We start from the raw sequence: 15,129 nt of genomic DNA, 5'->3' as shown, positions 1-15,129 counted from the left end.
AAATGAAAAAACTGCTTTTAGTACTGCTTTGCGCTTTTGCGCTAGTGTTTTTAGGCTGTGATAAAAATGAGAGCGAAAGCTACAACCTTGGCGAGTACGCACCTTTTAAAGACGGAGAGGAAATCAGCCTAAAAAGCGTAAGTGGCGCAAGCATAAGCTTGGTGCGAACTAGCACAGGCTTTGTGTTAAAGGGTAGCGATAAAATCGTTATGCTAGATATCTTTGGCACTTTTTGTGCGCCTTGTAAAGCAGAAGCACCACATCTTATGGATTATCAGCTAAATCACGATGATTTCATGCTAATTGGGCTTATAACCTTTGAGCAAATCAGCGATAAAGATGTGATTGAAAAGTTTATAAAGCCTTTTAATGCTTATTATTTCATCGCAAACGAGGGTGAGAAAAACGAGCGTTTAATCTCGCAAGTTTTGGCTGACATCGGCTATGATAGTGCGCTCTCGCTGCCTTTTAAAGTAGTGCTAAAAGGCGGTAAATACGAGCTTTTAAGCGACAATCTAGGTGAGAGAGGCGGTAAAGAGGCGCTTTATTATCTAGGTGCGGTTTCAAGCGAGTTAGTGGCAAAAGATTTAGAAAAAATTCGCAAAAAATAAAATTTTGCGAATTTTTAAGCTAAAAATCATTTAAATTTAACTACACTTTCAAAAAAAATTTTAAAAAGAGGTGAGAAAAATGAAAGATACGGCAAGCTTAGGACTTGACGGCGTTGGCAAGGTTTTTCATAATCTTAGCTATGATGAGCTTTTTGAACACGAAAAAGCAAATAATGAAGGCACGGTCACTGAAAATGGCACTTTTAGCGTAGATACTGGCATTTTTACAGGTCGTAGCCCAAAAGATAAATATTTCGTAGACCAAGACCCAAGCAAAAAATACATCGCTTGGGGTAAAATCAATCTTCCAATCTCAAAAGAACTTTTTGACAAACTTCTAAAAAAAGCAAAAGCACAATTAAGTGGTAAAGATATTTATGTCCAAGACGCTTATGCTGGTAGCTCTCAAAGCTCAAGAAGAGCTGTTCGCTTTATCACAGAAGTTGCTTGGCAAGCGCATTTTGTAAAAAATATGTTTATCCGCCCAAGCGAGAGCGAACTAGAAAACTTCAAGCCTGATTTTACTGTCTACAACGCTTGTAAATGCGTAAATGATGAGTGGCAAAAAGATGGGCTAAATAGCGAAGTTTTCGTAATATTTAATATAGAAGAAAATGTAGGCGTGATAGGTGGCACTTGGTATGGTGGCGAAATGAAAAAAGGAATTTTTTCTATGATGAACTACTGGCTGCCACTTGAAAACAAGCTTCCTATGCACTGCTCAGCAAATGTAGGCAAAGACGGCGATACTGCGCTGTTTTTTGGACTTAGTGGCACAGGAAAAACTACACTCTCAACTGACCCACACCGCGCCTTAATCGGCGATGATGAGCACGGCTGGGACGATGAAGGCGTGTTTAACTTTGAGGGTGGCTGCTACGCAAAATGTATAAATCTAAGCGCAGAAAACGAGCCTGAGATCTACGCTGCAATTCGCAAAAATGCTTTGCTAGAAAATGTAGTAATTGACGGCTCTGGTAAAGTAGACTATAACGATGCTAGCAAGACTGAAAATACCCGCGTAAGCTATCCGATCGAACACATAGAAAACCACGAAAAAAGCCTAAAAGCAGGTCATCCAAAAAATATCATTTTCTTAACAGCAGATGCCTTTGGTGTATTGCCACCAGTTAGCAAGCTAAGCAAAGAACAAGCAATGTATTATTTTCTAAGCGGCTACACAGCAAAAGTAGCTGGCACAGAGCGTGGAGTAAAAGAGCCAGAAGCAACTTTTTCAGCTTGTTTTGGCGAGCCATTTATGCCTATGCACCCAACTGTGTATGCTAAACTTCTAGGTGAGAAAATCGACAAACACGGCGTGCATGTATATCTAGTAAATACTGGCTGGAGTGGCGGTGCTTATGGCGTGGGCAAACGCATGAGTATAAAGGCCACTAGGGCTTGTGTTAATGCTATACTTGATGGCTCAATTACAAAATGCGAGTTTGAGAACTTTGATGAGTTTAATCTAGCTATCCCAAAAGCCCTTGAAGGCGTAGAAACCAAGCTTTTAAACCCAATTAACACTTGGGCAAATGCTAGTGAGTATAAAGAAGCTAGAAGCAAACTAGCTAAAATGTTCGTAGAAAACTTCAAACGATACGGAGCAGAGGGCGAGCAAATTGCTGCGGCTGGTCCTAGGTCTTAGTATAATTTTAGCTCTTTTTACCCTTGCTTTTTTTAAGCTTGGCAAAGAGAGCTTGGAGCCTACAAAGTTTCCAAAAGACCCAAATAATTTAGCTAATTTTCTTGATACAGATTTGGCTGGGAATTCTAGAATTCCTAGCCAAAATTCTAGAATTCCTATCGAGCTTTATACCTCTTTTGGGCTTGATTATCTAAACCTTGCTAGAAAGAGCGTGGGCTTAGTGCCTTTTAAAGAAAACTCCATTCTTAGCGAAGCTGCTAAAAATCACACTTTGTATCTTTCAAACCTTGGTATCATCAGCCACGATGAAAGCAAAGAAAACAAGTATTTTACAGGCGCAAACCCTAGCGAGCGAGCGATTTTTGCTGGGCTTAATTCTAGCTTTGTTAGTGAGAATATCTCAGCTAAGCACGCTAGCTTTAATGACAGCATTGATGGGCTTTTAAGCGCAATTTATCATAGATTTAACTTTTTAAATTACAGCTTTGATGAGATTGGCTATTATGATGATGGCGATATTTACACTTATGAGATGTCAAACTCAGCTCTTTTAAAGCTTTGCGAGCGTGGAGAGAGCATAGGCAAGCAGTATGTGCTAGGGGCTTGCGCAAATCCAAAAATGCCACTAAGTCCTACTTCTTTCAACCTAGCCACCAAGCCTAGCAAGCCTGATTTTTTAATGTTTCCAAATGAAAGTTTTGCTAGCGTGGCTGTTTTTGGCGATGAAGACCCTGACCCCTTGCCCCAGTGTAAAATCACATCTGCGCCTGTTAGCTTGGAGTTTAATCCAAACTTAGAGATTTTTTTAAAAAGTTTTAAACTTTTTAAAAATGGAAAAGAGCTAGAAAACACGCTTTTACTAAGCAGGGATAACGACCTAAGGTTTACTAGCAATCAGTTTGCGCTTTTTTCGCTAAGTCCTTTTGATTTTGGCGCTAGTTATGAGGTGCTAGCTACTTACACGCAAGGTGGCGAGAATAAAAGCCTTTCGTGGAGTTTTGCTACCAAAGAGCCACAAATTCCGTACTTCATAGTAAATGACGGCGATATAATTGAGCTTGAAGATGGTAGAGAATACGAAGTATTTTTTGCGCCAAAGCATTGTAATGACAGCTTTAGCCAGTATAGCTATACCCTGCCTTTTGGCTCAAGTTTGCAGCTAAAAGATACTGGAATAAACATGCTAAAAATGCGTGCTAGTGGGGCTTATGGCGATGTGATAGAGTTTAAAAGCACAACACATAATATAAAAATTCTCATAAAAAGCGAAAAAAATCTAGATTTTAAAGTGATTTTTGCGCTAATTTTAGCTATTATTTTATTTATTTTTATCGCAAAAAGGGCAAAAATATGAAAAAAATGTGGGATGGCAGATTTAACGAGGCTAGCAGCGAGCTACTTGAGGAGTTTAATGCTTCGATTTTCTTTGATAAAGAACTCTTTAAAGAAGACATCGCTGGTTCAAAAGCACACGCAAAAATGCTTGGCGAGTGTGGAATTCTAGATGCTAATGATGTAGCCAAGATAAGAGCTGGCTTAGATCAGGTCTTAGGCGAGATTGAGCGTGGTGAGTTTGCATTTAGCGTGAGCCAAGAAGACATTCATATGGCAGTTGAAGGCAGGCTTAGCCAGATTATCGGCAAAGAGCTTGGCGGCCGCCTTCACACCGCTCGTTCTCGCAACGACCAAGTGGCACTAGATTTTAGGGCTTATTGCCAAAACCGCACAAAAGAGCTAGCCGCCCTTGTGCGTGAGCTAATCTCTGTCCTTGCTAGCATAGCAAGTGAGCACAAAGATACGCTGATGCCGGGCTTTACACACTTACAGCACGCCCAGCCTATCAGCCTTGCTTTTCATCTTTTGGCTTACGCATTTGCCTTTAAGCGTGATTATGAAAGGCTGCTTTCTAGCTACGAGCGAAACAACCTTAGTCCGCTTGGCAGCGCAGCACTTGCTGGCACGCCGTATCCTACAAGGCGTGAGCTAGTAGCTAGCGAGCTAGGATTTAGCGGCATTACGCCAAATGCGATGGATAGCGTAAGCGATAGAGATTTTGCTTTGGAGCTGCTTTTTAACATTTCTTTAATTTTCACTCACGCTTCTAGGCTGTGCGAAGAGCTGATTTTATGGTCTAGCCAAGAGTTTAGCTATATCAGCATTAGTGATGCTTTTAGCACCGGAAGCTCCATCATGCCGCAGAAAAAAAACCCAGATGTAGCCGAGCTGATTCGTGGCAAAACGGGCAGAGTTTATGGCAATCTAATCGCCCTGCTAACTGTGATGAAGGGCCTGCCGATGGCGTATAATAAAGATATGCAAGAAGATAAAGAAGGCGTCTTTGATAGCGTCCGCACAGCTAGCACCAGCCTTGTGATACTGTGTGAAATGCTAAAAACCACGACTTGGCGCAAAGAAAATATGCTAAAAGCGTGTAAAATGGGGCATCTTAGCGCCACTGACCTTGCTGATTATTTAGTCAGCACTTATAACGAGCCCTTTCGCCTAGCGCATAATATCACAGGGCGCTTAGTGGCTTTGGCTGAGAGCAGGGGCAAAGACCTTAGCGAGCTTAGCTTAGAAGAGCTAAAAAGCGTTGATCCGCGCTTTGATGAAGGGGCCTTGTCTGCTCTTAGCCTAGAAGCTAGCAAAGAAGCCAGAAAAAGCAGTGGCGGCACTAGCAATGAGAGTGTAGAAAAGCAGCTTGTTTTGATAAATGATTTTTTAGCAAGGGCTAGGGAATTCTAGAATTCTCTAACTTTTATCGGCTGGTTTTTAATTTCGGCTATTTTTTACTACCGCTGGTGCAAAGCCCAAAGGACAGCGCAAGTTTAGAATTCCCTAGAAATTCTAGAATTCTTTAAACTTGTCATCCTAGGGCTTTGCTTTTTGTGTCATCCCCCAGCCCCTTTGGGGGATTTCTGCTAGCGAATTCTAGAGCTCTTGTCATTGCGAGGCTTTAAAAAAGCCGAAGCAATCTTTAAGGAATTCTAGATTTTAGCTTAGGAATTTTAGTTTTATGCTTAGGAATTCTAGAATTTAGCTTGGGAATTTTAGATTAAGGAATTCTAGTTTGTGGGAATTCTAAATTCTGGGAATTCAAGTTTAAGGAATTCTCTTTTGAAATTCTAGAATTTTGTTTAGGAATTTTAGATTTGCGCTGTCCTTTAAACTTCGCGGTAGTGGCTGAAAAAAACTAGGGAATTCTAGAATTCTCTTGTTTTATCTGTGTTTTTGGTTTGAAATTCAATGATTTTTACCAAAATTTAATATTTAAAAGAGTTAAAATGAAAATAAAAGAAAAGTTGGCTGAAATTAACGAAAGTATTTATCAAAAATTTTTGGCTAATAGAAGAGAATTATTTCGTTTATGCAGTTTTTTTTGTTCTGGATTATGTATTAGTAGCCTTTTTTTGTTATGGCTAGCTAGTCCTGATGGAACACCGCTTGAAAAAATGGATAAATTTAGTGGTAAAGTTATATATACTGGTTATAGCACAAAAAATGGCGTTGGGACTTTAAAGCTAGAACAGATTAATGGAGATGTAAAACATTTTGAAATACACAAAAGAGATGAAAAAATTTATAATAGTGTAATGGGAAAATGGGTAAAAATTTATGCCTCAAAATATTTTCTTTCAAGCATGAAAAGGGTTGAACAATTACAAAATGAAAAAGCAGAAGTGTTAAAAAAATATGATTATTTAAGTTCATTAAAAAGCTTTAAAGACACATTTACAGGCTTCTTTTTTGGTGGAATTATTTCTATGGCTTTAATTTTAGGTTTTATATTATCTGAGCTTGTGTTCTATGATTTGGTAAAAAGTAAAAACAAAAAAAATAAGGAATAACCTATGAGTAAAATTTTAGATGACTTAATTGCTGTTATTTCAAATAGCAATAATTATAATTCTTTTTGGGAAAATTATTTTGGTAAAACTAATGATACAATTAGTTTAGCTATTGATACGGCTAAGGTTGGTTTGAGTTCTGTTGAAATTTATTATTTAGCAAAAGGAGTAAAACCAGATGTATTAACAAAAGCTAATTTTGCGGTTAGTTCTTTGGCGTTAATGAATGATGTGTGAAAAATAAATGAGCTAGAAAAAGGAGAAAAAATCACATATAAGCTTATATTAAATACTGCTGGTGATTTTAGCGTCTCGCAGGGCTGAGCCAGCCGATAGATAAAAGAAAATAAAAATCTAGGGAATTCTAGAATTTTATTTTTGGAATTCTAGATTTAGTCTTAGAAATTCTAGAATTCCTAGAGATTGCTTCGGTCGCTTTGTTCCCTCGCAATGACGGAATTTCCGCAATGACGGAATTTTGAAATTCTCTGTGATGAGATCCCCCAGTCAAGCTGGGGGGGGGGGTGAGATAGCCTTAGGAATTTTAGAATTTTTTTAGCTCGCTTCCCAGCTAGATAAATCTAGCCCAGCTCGCAAATTTTATAAGGGCTACGCCCTAAACCCTTAGGGGCTGTTGCCCCTAAAACCCCGCTAAAATCTAGAATTCTCTTGCTTTATCTGCGTTTTTAGTGGTTTTATTCTAGGGAATTCTAGATTTTATTGTAGGAATTCTAGAATTCCTAAAAAGCCTAGATTTTCTCCCACACAGTGCCAGCTGGGGTGTCCATAAGCTCCACACCAAGCTCGCCAAGCTCACTTCTAATGCTATCAGCTAGCTCGAAGTTTTTGTCTTTTTTAGCAGTCTGGCGAGCAGCGATAAGAGAGTTTATGCGCTCTTTTAGCGTATCGCTCACACCCCACTGAAACCACTCATTCTCGTCATTTTCTAGTATGCCAAAAACATGCCTAACAAAATCTAAGTTTGCCACGGTTTGCGCCTTTAGCGCCTTGTCTTTTGGCGAGTTATCTAGGGCTGCGTTTGCGTCATTTACCATCTCATCAAGCGTAGCCAAAGCGCCTGAGATGTTTAGATCATCGCTTAGAAAATCTAGAATTCCCTGCTTAAAGCTAGCATTTACCTCGCTAGCTGCTACGCCACTAAGGCGCTTTTTTAGGCGGTAGATTTTATCAAGGCGCTTTTTGCTCGCACTTAGATCATCAATGCTATAATTAAAGTTTGCCCTATAATGCGTGCTTAAAAGATAAAAGCGCAAAGCCTCGCCAGGGGCGATTTTAAGAGCGTCTTTTATGAAAAATGAATTGCCTAGGCTTTTGCTCATTTTTTCATTGTTAATTTGCACAAAACCATTATGCATCCAGTATTTGGCTAGATTTTGCTTACAAGCACAGCGGCACTGTGCGGCCTCGTTTTCGTGATGGGGAAAAATCAGATCAGAGCCGCCGCAGTGGATGTCTATTTGATACTTTTGTCCTTCTTTTGGCTTAAAAATCCTATATATCATCGCCACGCACTCGCTGTGCCAGCCAGGTCTGCCTTTGCCAAAAGGCGCGTCGTAGTAGTTCTCATCAAACTTCCACAAAGCAAAGTCTTTTTCATTTTTTTTATGCGCCTCTCGCTCGACTCTGGCTTGTAAGTTTTCATCCTTGCGGCCTGAGAGGCTTAAATACTCATCATCCAAGCTAGTATCAAAATACACACCATCACCTTCAACTATATACGCTGCGCCGTTTGCTTCAAGCTTTTTGATATAAGCGATAATATCAGCAATGCTCTCAGTAGCCTTTGGCTTAAAATCAGGCTCAAGCACATTCATAGCTTTCATATCGGCCTCAAAGCTTGCTATATAATGCTCGGTGATCTGCTCTAAGCTTTTACCTGTGGTGGTCATTTTGTGTAAAATTTTATCATCTATATCAGTGTAGTTTCTAGCAAACCTCACGCTAAATCCAAGCTCGCAAAGCACGCGCCGCAGCAAATCAAAGCTAATAGAGCTTCTAGCGTGTCCCAAATGCGCATCATCATAGACAGTAGGCCCGCAAACATAGATATTAACGGTGTTTGGCTCGTTTGCAGGGATAAAATCAAGCTTTTCTTTGTGAGCTGAGTCGTAGATTTTCATTTTTTATCCTTTTTTAATTTTTGCGTGATTTTAGCAAATTTTGCTTAAATTCCTAAAAAACTCTCAATATATGGTAAAGCTAGCCATAAAAGCACGGCAAAAAGAGCATTTGCGCCTAAAACCAAAATAAGCTTAAAGTTTTTTAAGATTTTAGCGAATTCTAGCACTCCAAAGTAGTAAATAGCAGCAAAAAATATGAAATATCCGCTAAGCGAACCAGCTAGCGCAAGCCCAGCAGCACCCAGTCTAAATAGAACAAGGCTTAAAATCACATTTAAAATCAGCGAAATAATAGAGATTTTTGCGGCTAGTTTTTGCTTCATTTTAGCATATAGCCACAGCGAAAAGAGCTTATATAGCCCAAAAGGCAGTAGTCCAACTAAAGTCATTTGTAAAGCAAATGCGCACTCAAGCGTGTTTGCCCTGCCAAACTCCCCACGCTCAAAAAGAATAAAAATAATAGGCTTTGCTAGTATAATGCCGCCCACGCTAGCTGCTAATAACAAAGCAAGCAAAAAATAAAAACCCTTGCTAAGCAAGATTTTTGCGCCTTGTTCGTTTTGGGCTTTGATTTGCCTAGAGATTTTTGGGAAAATTGCCGTGCTAAGCGCAATGGCAAAAAGGGCAAGTGGGAGCTGAAAAATGCGGTTTGCGTAGTATAAATAGCTAATAGAACCAGCCATCAAAAAGCTAGCAATAAAAGAGCTTATAAAATCGCTTAACTGCGCTGATGAACTACCTAGCACGCCAGCACCAAAAGAGCCCCAAAAGCCTTTGTGCTCGCTTCTTTTGCCTTTTGCCAAAGCCTTTAAGCCAAGGGCTATTAAAGGCAGCAAATGTAGTCTATAAAGCATAAAAATATGCAAAATAACCTGCAGCGCACCGCCTGCTACCACGCCGTAGCTAAGGTAATACACAGCCTCATTTGCTTTTTTATCCTGCGCTAGAAGTAGAGCTGCTATCATTGAAATATTAAGCAAAGCGGTAGAAAAAGCAGATGTGGCAAAGTGGCCTTTATACTGTAAAAGCGAGGCAAAAAGCGTAACTAAAAATATAAGAATAAGATACCAAAAGTTTATCCGCACCAGCGGCACAGCAAGTGCTATGCTTGCCTCATCAAAGCCACCTGCTAAAAGCATAGTAAATAGCGGCGCAAAGAGCATAACAAGAGCTGTAAGCACTAGCATAATAAGAGTAAAACTAACAAGTGTGCTAGCTATAAAAAGTCCTTTTTTGCGTGCTTTTACAAGGTGGGGCAAAAAAGCTTGAGTAAAAGCTCCCTCACCAAAAAGTCTGCGAAAAAGATTTGGCAGTTTAAAGGCAATCACAAAAATATCGCTCCATACGCTAGCTCCAAGGTGACTAGCGATGAGCAAATCACGCAAAAAGCCCAAAATGCGAGAGACAAAAATACCAGCTGAGTTTGAGAAAAAATGTTTTATCAATGTTTTTACTTTTAAATTTTTTAAGCGCAATTTTAGCTAAAAATTTTATTTTTTAAGCAAGTTTAGGCTAGAATTCTAGTTTTTTATAAGGATTTTGATGAAACAGCTTGCTCTTTGCTTCACTGGCGCTTCAAATAGTGGTAAAACTACGCTAATTTGTAAGATTTCAAAGGCATTAAAAAAGCGTGGCTTTAAGGTTGCTATCATCAAGCACGACCCAAAGGATAAGGCTGTTTTTGATACTGCTTTAAATGAATTTGGTGAGCCAAAGGACAGCGCGAAGTTTTTTGAGAGTGGCGCAGATGTCGCTGTGCTAAGCCCTAAGCGAACTAGCATTTTTAAAAGGGCTGATAATACTGGACTTAGCGATATTTTGGGACTTTTTAGTGAGTTTGATTATTTGCTAATAGAGGGCTTTAAAAACCTGCCGCTGCCTAGGATATCTGTGCTGCGAGATGAGATAAATGATGAGTATTTGGGCATCAGCGATGCTTTTGTTACAAATTTAGATGATGAGAGATTAAGCCCTAGATTTGGGCTTGATGATATAGAAAATATAATTGCTTGGATAGATAAAAACGCAAAAAAGGTGTGAAAATGAAAGAAATTTTTGATGGTATAAAAACAGCTGTAAAGGACATAGCACAGGCTTTAAAATACAGCGATTTTGGCTACACGGCTAATCAAAACGCCACCGGTGATACCCAGCTAAAACTAGATGTGCTAAGCGATGAAATAATCACAAAAACGCTAAGCAAAATAAACTTAGTAAAAGAACTAGTAAGCGAAGAAAAAGAAGAGGCTCTAAAAGTAAGCGGAGATGGCGAGTATATCGTAGCCTACGACCCACTTGATGGTAGTTCGCTTGTGGATGTGAATTTCGCTGTGGGATCAATTTTTGGTATTTATAAAGGCTCATTAAATCCAGCAAATCTAGTTGCTAGCGTATATAGCGTTTATGGTCCACGAACAGAGCTGGTGATTGCCAAAGACAAAGTAGAGCTTTTTAGGCTTGATAAAAATGGCGATTTTGCTTTTGCTAGCGAGCTAAGATTAAAAGAAAAAGGCAAGTTAAATGCTACAGGTGGGTCTCAAAAAGGCTGGGATGAAAAGCATAAAGAGCTTATAAAATCGCTATTTGATGAGGGTTATCGCCTAAGATATTCTGGGGCTATGGTAAGTGATTTACATCAAATTTTGCTAAAAGGCGGTGGGCTTTTTAGTTATCCAGCCACTAGCGATGCGCCAAAAGGTAAGTTAAGACTTAGTTTTGAAGTTTTGCCTTTTGCTTTTATTTACGAGCTTGCAGGGGGATATGCTGTGGATAATGATGGTAAAAGACTGCTTGAAATCAGCCTAGAAAAAGTCCATCAAACTAGCCCATGCTACTTTGGCTCAAAGTATGAAATAGACAAGGTTAAAGCATGTCTAGCGTAGAAAGTAGTGCTTTTATAGCCCAGCTTGAAAATAAAACCAAGGCTTTAAAAGAGTGTCAAATCGCAAAGCAAGGCAAAGAAAGTTGCTTTGGCTGCGAGAGTTTTTTTAGCTGTGATTTGCGTCATAGCTATGTTAAGGCGGCGTATGATAAAATGTGTGATGGTGAAGACAAGGGCTTTGCTTTTTAAGCTGCGTCTCGCACACCATCTGCGACTAAACTTCGCTTGTGCTACACTGCGACGGGCAATAAGCCCGTCTCATTCGCACTTCGCTTAGTTTAGCCACATCTGGCGCACGATACTTGCTTAAAAGCTAGGTTTGGAATTCTAGAATTTGGAATTCCAGAATTTAGAATTTGGAATTCTAGAATTCCCTAGGGAATTCTAGAATAAAAAAAGGATAAAAAATGATATTTTGTAATTCCAAAGAGTTTTAAGAACTTTTTTGAATTCCAAAACAAAGGATAAAAATGAAAAGACTAATAACTAGCCCGATTTACTATGTAAATGACATACCGCATATCGGGCATGCTTATACTACTATTATTTGCGATACTTTAGCACGCTTTTACCGCTTAAAGGGCGATGATGTTTTTTTCATCACTGGCACAGATGAACACGGACAAAAAATTGAGGGGGCTGCTGCTAAAAACAACCTAAAACCAAAACAAATGTCTGATAAGATAAGTGCTGAGTTTAGAGCGCTTTGGGATAGCTTTGATATCAGCTATGATCACTTCGTGCGAACTACTGATGAGAGCCACGAAAGGGCTGTCAAGGCTGTCTTTGCGCGTATGTATGAAAGTGGCGATATATATAAAGGTGAGTATGAGGGTAACTACTGCGTAAGCTGTGAGAGCTATTTTCCAGCAAATCAGCTAATTGATGGCGAGTTTTGCCCAGATTGTGGCAAAAAAACTAGCATTATCAAAGAAGAAAGCTACTTTTTTGCCCTTAGCAAATACGAAAAAAAGCTACTTGAGTGGTATGAAAGCGATAAATGCATACTGCCAAGAGGCAAGAAAAATGAGGTTATAAACTTTGTTAAAAGTGGTTTAAAAGACCTTTCAATAACTCGCACGAGCTTTAGCTGGGGTATTAGTCTGCCAAGTATTTTAAATGAGCCAAAGCATGTGGTTTATGTATGGCTAGATGCTTTGTTTGCTTATCTCTCGCCACTTGGACTAGAGCAGAACGGCACGCTAAATCTAGCAGGGCAGGGCAATATGGCACATTTCAATGATTGTGGAGTTCACATCATCGGTAAGGATATTTTGCGCTTTCATGCTGTTTTTTGGCCGGCGTTTTTGCTAAGTCTTGGTCTGCCTTTGCCAAAAATGGTAGCTGCGCATGGCTGGTGGACAAGAGATGGGCAAAAAATGAGCAAAAGCAAAGGCAATATCGTAAATCCAAAAGAAGTAGCCGCTGCGTATGGAATAGAGCAGTTTAGATACTTTTTGCTGCGTGAAGTGCCTTTTGGACAAGATGGCGATTTTAGCCAAAGAGCACTTATTGACCGCATAAATAGCGAGCTTTGTAACGACCTTGGCAATCTGCTATCTCGCATCGTAGGCATGAGCTCAAAGTACTCAGAGTATAAAATAGATGCTAGCAAGCTAGAAGCTAAGCACAAAGAAGAGCTGGACGCTGCTAAGGGGCATATAAATACTGCGCTAAAAGAAATAGATGAAGCAAATATGAGCCGCTACCTTGAAGAAATCTGGCGTGTGCTAAACATCGCAAACGCCGCTGTAGCAAAGTATGAGCCATGGACGCTGGTAAAAAACGGAGACAGAGATGGCGCAAATGCTGTGGTGGCACTGTGTGCGAACCTGCTAGCAAAAGCAGCTATTTTGCTAAGCCCAGCCTTGCCAAAAACAGCTGCTAAAATCGCTGATACCATGGGCTTTGAGATAAATACAGAGAATTTTACACATTTTATTACACAAAATTCTACAAAAGACTTTACTACAAAAGCCTGTGATTCACTATTTAATAAGGTAGAAAACGAGCTTATGACGCCGCCTGAGGCGCAAAATGAACCACAAAGTGAGCAGATCAAAATCGATGATTTTGCTAAATGCGAGATCAAAGTCGGCACTGTGCTTGAGTGTGAAAATGTAGAGGGCAGCTCGAAGCTTTTGAAGTTTAAGGTGGATTTGGGCGAGAGTGCGCCTAGGCAGATATTGAGTGGTATTGCGAAGTTTTATAATGCTAGCGAGCTTGTAGGCAAGCAAGTCTGCGTTCTAGCAAACCTAAAACCAGCAAAAATCATGGGGCTAGAATCTCAGGGAATGATACTAAGTGCTGAAAGTGAAGATGGCGGCCGCAAGCTAGTGCTACTTGGCGCGCACGCCCCAGTCAAAAACGGCGCAATTGTAGGCTAAACATCTTGCGTGAGTTTAGTTCGGCGCAGTAGAATTGCTGTTTTGCTAGGGAATTCTAGAATTCTCTGCGTCATTGAGGGGGGAGCAAAGCAACTGAAGCAATCTCTATTTAGAATTCCTTACTATGTCATCCCCAGCCCATTTGGGGGATCTCTATAGGGAAATCTAGAATTCTCTGCGTCATTGCGAGGGAGCAAAGCGACCGAAGCTAGGAATTCTAGAATTCTCTTGCCTTATCTGCGTTTTTTGCTTCGCATCCGCTGGTTGGGGGTTAGGGGGTATTTTTAGTCTTAGGAATTCTAGAATTTCTTGTCATCCCCCAGCCCCTTTGGGTGATCTCTATAGAGAATTCTAGAATTCTCTGCGTCATTGCAATGGAGCAAAGCGACTGAAGCAATCTCTAGGAATTATAGAATTTATCTAGGAATTCTAGAATTCCCTACTATGTCATCCTCGGGCTTGACCCGAGGATCTCTATAGGGAATTCTAGATTTATTGTGATGAGATCCCCCGATCAAGTCGGGGGATGACAAAGAAAGTCAAGTCGGGGGATGACACAAGACTTAGGGAATTCTAGAACTATTCTTAGGAATTCTAGAATTCCTCTAGCTAGATTTTAAAAGCAAAAGGGTGATTTTGAATATACAAAACTTAGCCGGAATCTTAGGCGCAAAACTGCTTAGCGAGCCTATTATCAGCGAGATTTGTGGCTTTTGCTTTGATGAGAGAAAAATTAGAGCTGGCGAGTGCTTTTTTGCCCCTAATTTAAAGAGCGCAAAAATCGCTGTAAATAATGGTGCTTACGCTATTGTAGGCGATATTGAGCCTTTTGATAGCGAGGTGGCTTTTTTGCACTGCAATGATGTAGATACTGCGATTTTGCGGCTGTTGCGCTATGAAATCAGCCAAAAAAATATTAAAATCATCTTTGCTAGCAAAATACAAATCGCTCTCTTAAATTGCCTAAGCGGAGATTTTTCTTTATTGCCAAAAAGTCTTGCTGAGGCGTATTTTGCGCTAAAAAAATCTAAGCAGGGCGAGATGATTTTTGCGCCAAATGATAAGGGGCTAAAAAATCTTAGCTTTGATGGCTGCGAACTTGGGGTGATAAATAGCGTAAAAAGCAGGTCGCAGTCGCTTTTTTATAGCGATTTTGTCTTTGCTAGCAGGCATTATGATTTGCCTTTAAGTCCTGTTTTTTTGCCTGAGTTTTTAGGAATTCTAGATTTTTTTGCTAGTGTTAATTTTAGCGAGTTTGTTCTAAAAGATTTTAGAGATTTTGAGTATTTTAAGCCACTTTTTGTGGGGGTAAATAACGAACCTTTTAGCCCCTCAAACAGGGCTTTTATCTGCGTAAATGATGAGGAGATTTTGGAGCTTGTTTTTAGCTATTTTAACAAAAAAATTGAAGGTGATTTTGTGCTAGCTTTGCCAAAAAATATGAAAAAAAATAAAAACTTTGTTAACGCAAAATTGATAGAATTTCATAGCCTTAGCGAGCTAAAAGCTCTTAGTTTTAGGCGTTTTGCGCTAGTATTTTGCGACTATAACGAGCTAAAAGAGATGCTAATGCCAGCTAAAGTGATTGAAAATACATTATTTTAATGGATAAA

The 15,129-nt window shown here is 39.7% G+C and carries 13 protein-coding genes; 11 read left to right on the top strand and 2 right to left on the bottom strand.

Going from position 1 to position 15,129, the window contains the following annotated elements:
• The first annotated feature begins 2 nt into the window (after positions 1-2).
• The 6 genes from PTQ34_RS01275 (at position 3) to PTQ34_RS01250 (ending at position 6,344) form a co-directional block, all read left to right on the top strand.
• Positions 3-611 carry a TlpA family protein disulfide reductase gene (locus tag PTQ34_RS01275; RefSeq protein WP_273931662.1) on the top strand — a complete coding sequence of 203 codons (609 nt, stop codon included), beginning with the start codon at positions 3-5 and terminating at the stop codon, positions 609-611.
• A 79-nt stretch (positions 612-690) separates the two neighbouring features.
• Positions 691-2,259, top strand: coding sequence for a phosphoenolpyruvate carboxykinase (ATP) (pckA, locus tag PTQ34_RS01270; RefSeq protein ID WP_273930917.1), 1,569 nt, complete (start codon positions 691-693; stop codon positions 2,257-2,259).
• Positions 2,234-3,613 (top strand): CAP domain-containing protein, encoded by a 1,380-nt coding sequence (locus PTQ34_RS01265; protein WP_273931661.1) that lies wholly within the window; start codon positions 2,234-2,236, stop codon positions 3,611-3,613. Before pckA ends, PTQ34_RS01265 begins: the two co-directional genes overlap by 26 nt.
• The gene (gene argH / locus PTQ34_RS01260) at positions 3,610-5,004 is read left to right on the top strand and encodes an argininosuccinate lyase (RefSeq protein WP_273931660.1); all 1,395 of its coding nucleotides are present in this window, start codon (positions 3,610-3,612) and stop codon (positions 5,002-5,004) included. Before PTQ34_RS01265 ends, argH begins: the two co-directional genes overlap by 4 nt.
• Positions 5,005-5,543: 539 nt before the next feature.
• Complete coding sequence (locus PTQ34_RS01255; protein ID WP_273931659.1) at positions 5,544-6,107, top strand: hypothetical protein; 564 nt, start codon at positions 5,544-5,546, stop codon at positions 6,105-6,107.
• Positions 6,108-6,110: 3 nt separating this feature from the next.
• Positions 6,111-6,344, top strand: coding sequence for a hypothetical protein (locus PTQ34_RS01250; RefSeq protein ID WP_273931658.1), 234 nt, complete (start codon positions 6,111-6,113; stop codon positions 6,342-6,344).
• A gap of 512 nt (positions 6,345-6,856) precedes the next feature.
• Here the strand turns inward: PTQ34_RS01250 and cysS are convergent.
• Together cysS and murJ are read right to left on the bottom strand one after the other, a co-directional pair.
• A complete protein-coding gene (cysS, locus tag PTQ34_RS01245) occupies positions 6,857-8,248 on the bottom strand; it encodes a cysteine--tRNA ligase (protein WP_273931657.1) in 1,392 nt (463 codons plus the stop codon).
• Between the two features lie 44 nt (positions 8,249-8,292).
• The gene (gene murJ, locus PTQ34_RS01240; protein ID WP_273931656.1) at positions 8,293-9,693 is read right to left on the bottom strand and encodes a murein biosynthesis integral membrane protein MurJ; all 1,401 of its coding nucleotides are present in this window, start codon (positions 9,691-9,693) and stop codon (positions 8,293-8,295) included.
• Positions 9,694-9,790: 97 nt separating this feature from the next.
• Here murJ and mobB point away from each other — a divergent pair, with 97 nt between their 5' ends.
• The 5 genes from mobB to PTQ34_RS01215 all read left to right on the top strand — a co-directional run bounded on the left by mobB (position 9,791) and on the right by PTQ34_RS01215 (position 15,121).
• Positions 9,791-10,288: a molybdopterin-guanine dinucleotide biosynthesis protein B gene (gene mobB / locus PTQ34_RS01235; RefSeq protein WP_273931655.1), complete on the top strand. Its 498-nt coding sequence runs from the start codon at positions 9,791-9,793 to the stop codon at positions 10,286-10,288.
• A gap of 2 nt (positions 10,289-10,290) precedes the next feature.
• Positions 10,291-11,130, top strand: a complete 840-nt coding sequence (locus PTQ34_RS01230; protein WP_273931654.1) for a class 1 fructose-bisphosphatase — start codon at positions 10,291-10,293, stop codon at positions 11,128-11,130.
• On the top strand, positions 11,118-11,318 hold the full coding sequence (locus tag PTQ34_RS01225) for a hypothetical protein (RefSeq protein ID WP_273931653.1): 201 nt from the start codon (positions 11,118-11,120) through the stop codon (positions 11,316-11,318). Before PTQ34_RS01230 ends, PTQ34_RS01225 begins: the two co-directional genes overlap by 13 nt.
• A 281-nt stretch (positions 11,319-11,599) precedes the next feature.
• Positions 11,600-13,516 carry a methionine--tRNA ligase gene (gene metG / locus PTQ34_RS01220; RefSeq protein WP_273931652.1) on the top strand — a complete coding sequence of 639 codons (1,917 nt, stop codon included), beginning with the start codon at positions 11,600-11,602 and terminating at the stop codon, positions 13,514-13,516.
• A 636-nt stretch (positions 13,517-14,152) separates the two neighbouring features.
• Entirely contained in the window at positions 14,153-15,121 is a 969-nt protein-coding gene (locus PTQ34_RS01215) for a UDP-N-acetylmuramoyl-tripeptide--D-alanyl-D-alanine ligase (protein WP_273931651.1), read from the top strand.
• Positions 15,122-15,129: the final 8 nt, after the last annotated feature.

Source organism: Campylobacter magnus, from assembly GCF_028649595.1.
GTDB classification, from domain to species: domain Bacteria; phylum Campylobacterota; class Campylobacteria; order Campylobacterales; family Campylobacteraceae; genus Campylobacter; species Campylobacter magnus.
The sequence above is the reverse complement of the archived record's forward strand: the minus strand, read 5'-3'. Positions and strand labels throughout refer to the sequence as shown.

Excerpts from the sequence above, each read along its gene's own strand:
- PTQ34_RS01275 (WP_273931662.1), top strand. The coding sequence starts at position 3 with ATGAAAAAACTGCTTTTAGTACTGCTTTGCGCTTTTGCGCTAGTGTTT.
- pckA (WP_273930917.1), top strand. The coding sequence starts at position 691 with ATGAAAGATACGGCAAGCTTAGGACTTGACGGCGTTGGCAAGGTTTTT.
- argH (WP_273931660.1), top strand. The coding sequence starts at position 3,610 with ATGAAAAAAATGTGGGATGGCAGATTTAACGAGGCTAGCAGCGAGCTA.
- PTQ34_RS01255 (WP_273931659.1), top strand. The coding sequence starts at position 5,544 with ATGAAAATAAAAGAAAAGTTGGCTGAAATTAACGAAAGTATTTATCAA.
- PTQ34_RS01250 (WP_273931658.1), top strand. The coding sequence starts at position 6,111 with ATGAGTAAAATTTTAGATGACTTAATTGCTGTTATTTCAAATAGCAAT.
- cysS (WP_273931657.1), bottom strand. The coding sequence starts at position 8,248 with ATGAAAATCTACGACTCAGCTCACAAAGAAAAGCTTGATTTTATCCCT.
- mobB (WP_273931655.1), top strand. The coding sequence starts at position 9,791 with ATGAAACAGCTTGCTCTTTGCTTCACTGGCGCTTCAAATAGTGGTAAA.
- PTQ34_RS01230 (WP_273931654.1), top strand. The coding sequence starts at position 10,291 with ATGAAAGAAATTTTTGATGGTATAAAAACAGCTGTAAAGGACATAGCA.
- PTQ34_RS01225 (WP_273931653.1), top strand. The coding sequence starts at position 11,118 with ATGTCTAGCGTAGAAAGTAGTGCTTTTATAGCCCAGCTTGAAAATAAA.
- metG (WP_273931652.1), top strand. The coding sequence starts at position 11,600 with ATGAAAAGACTAATAACTAGCCCGATTTACTATGTAAATGACATACCG.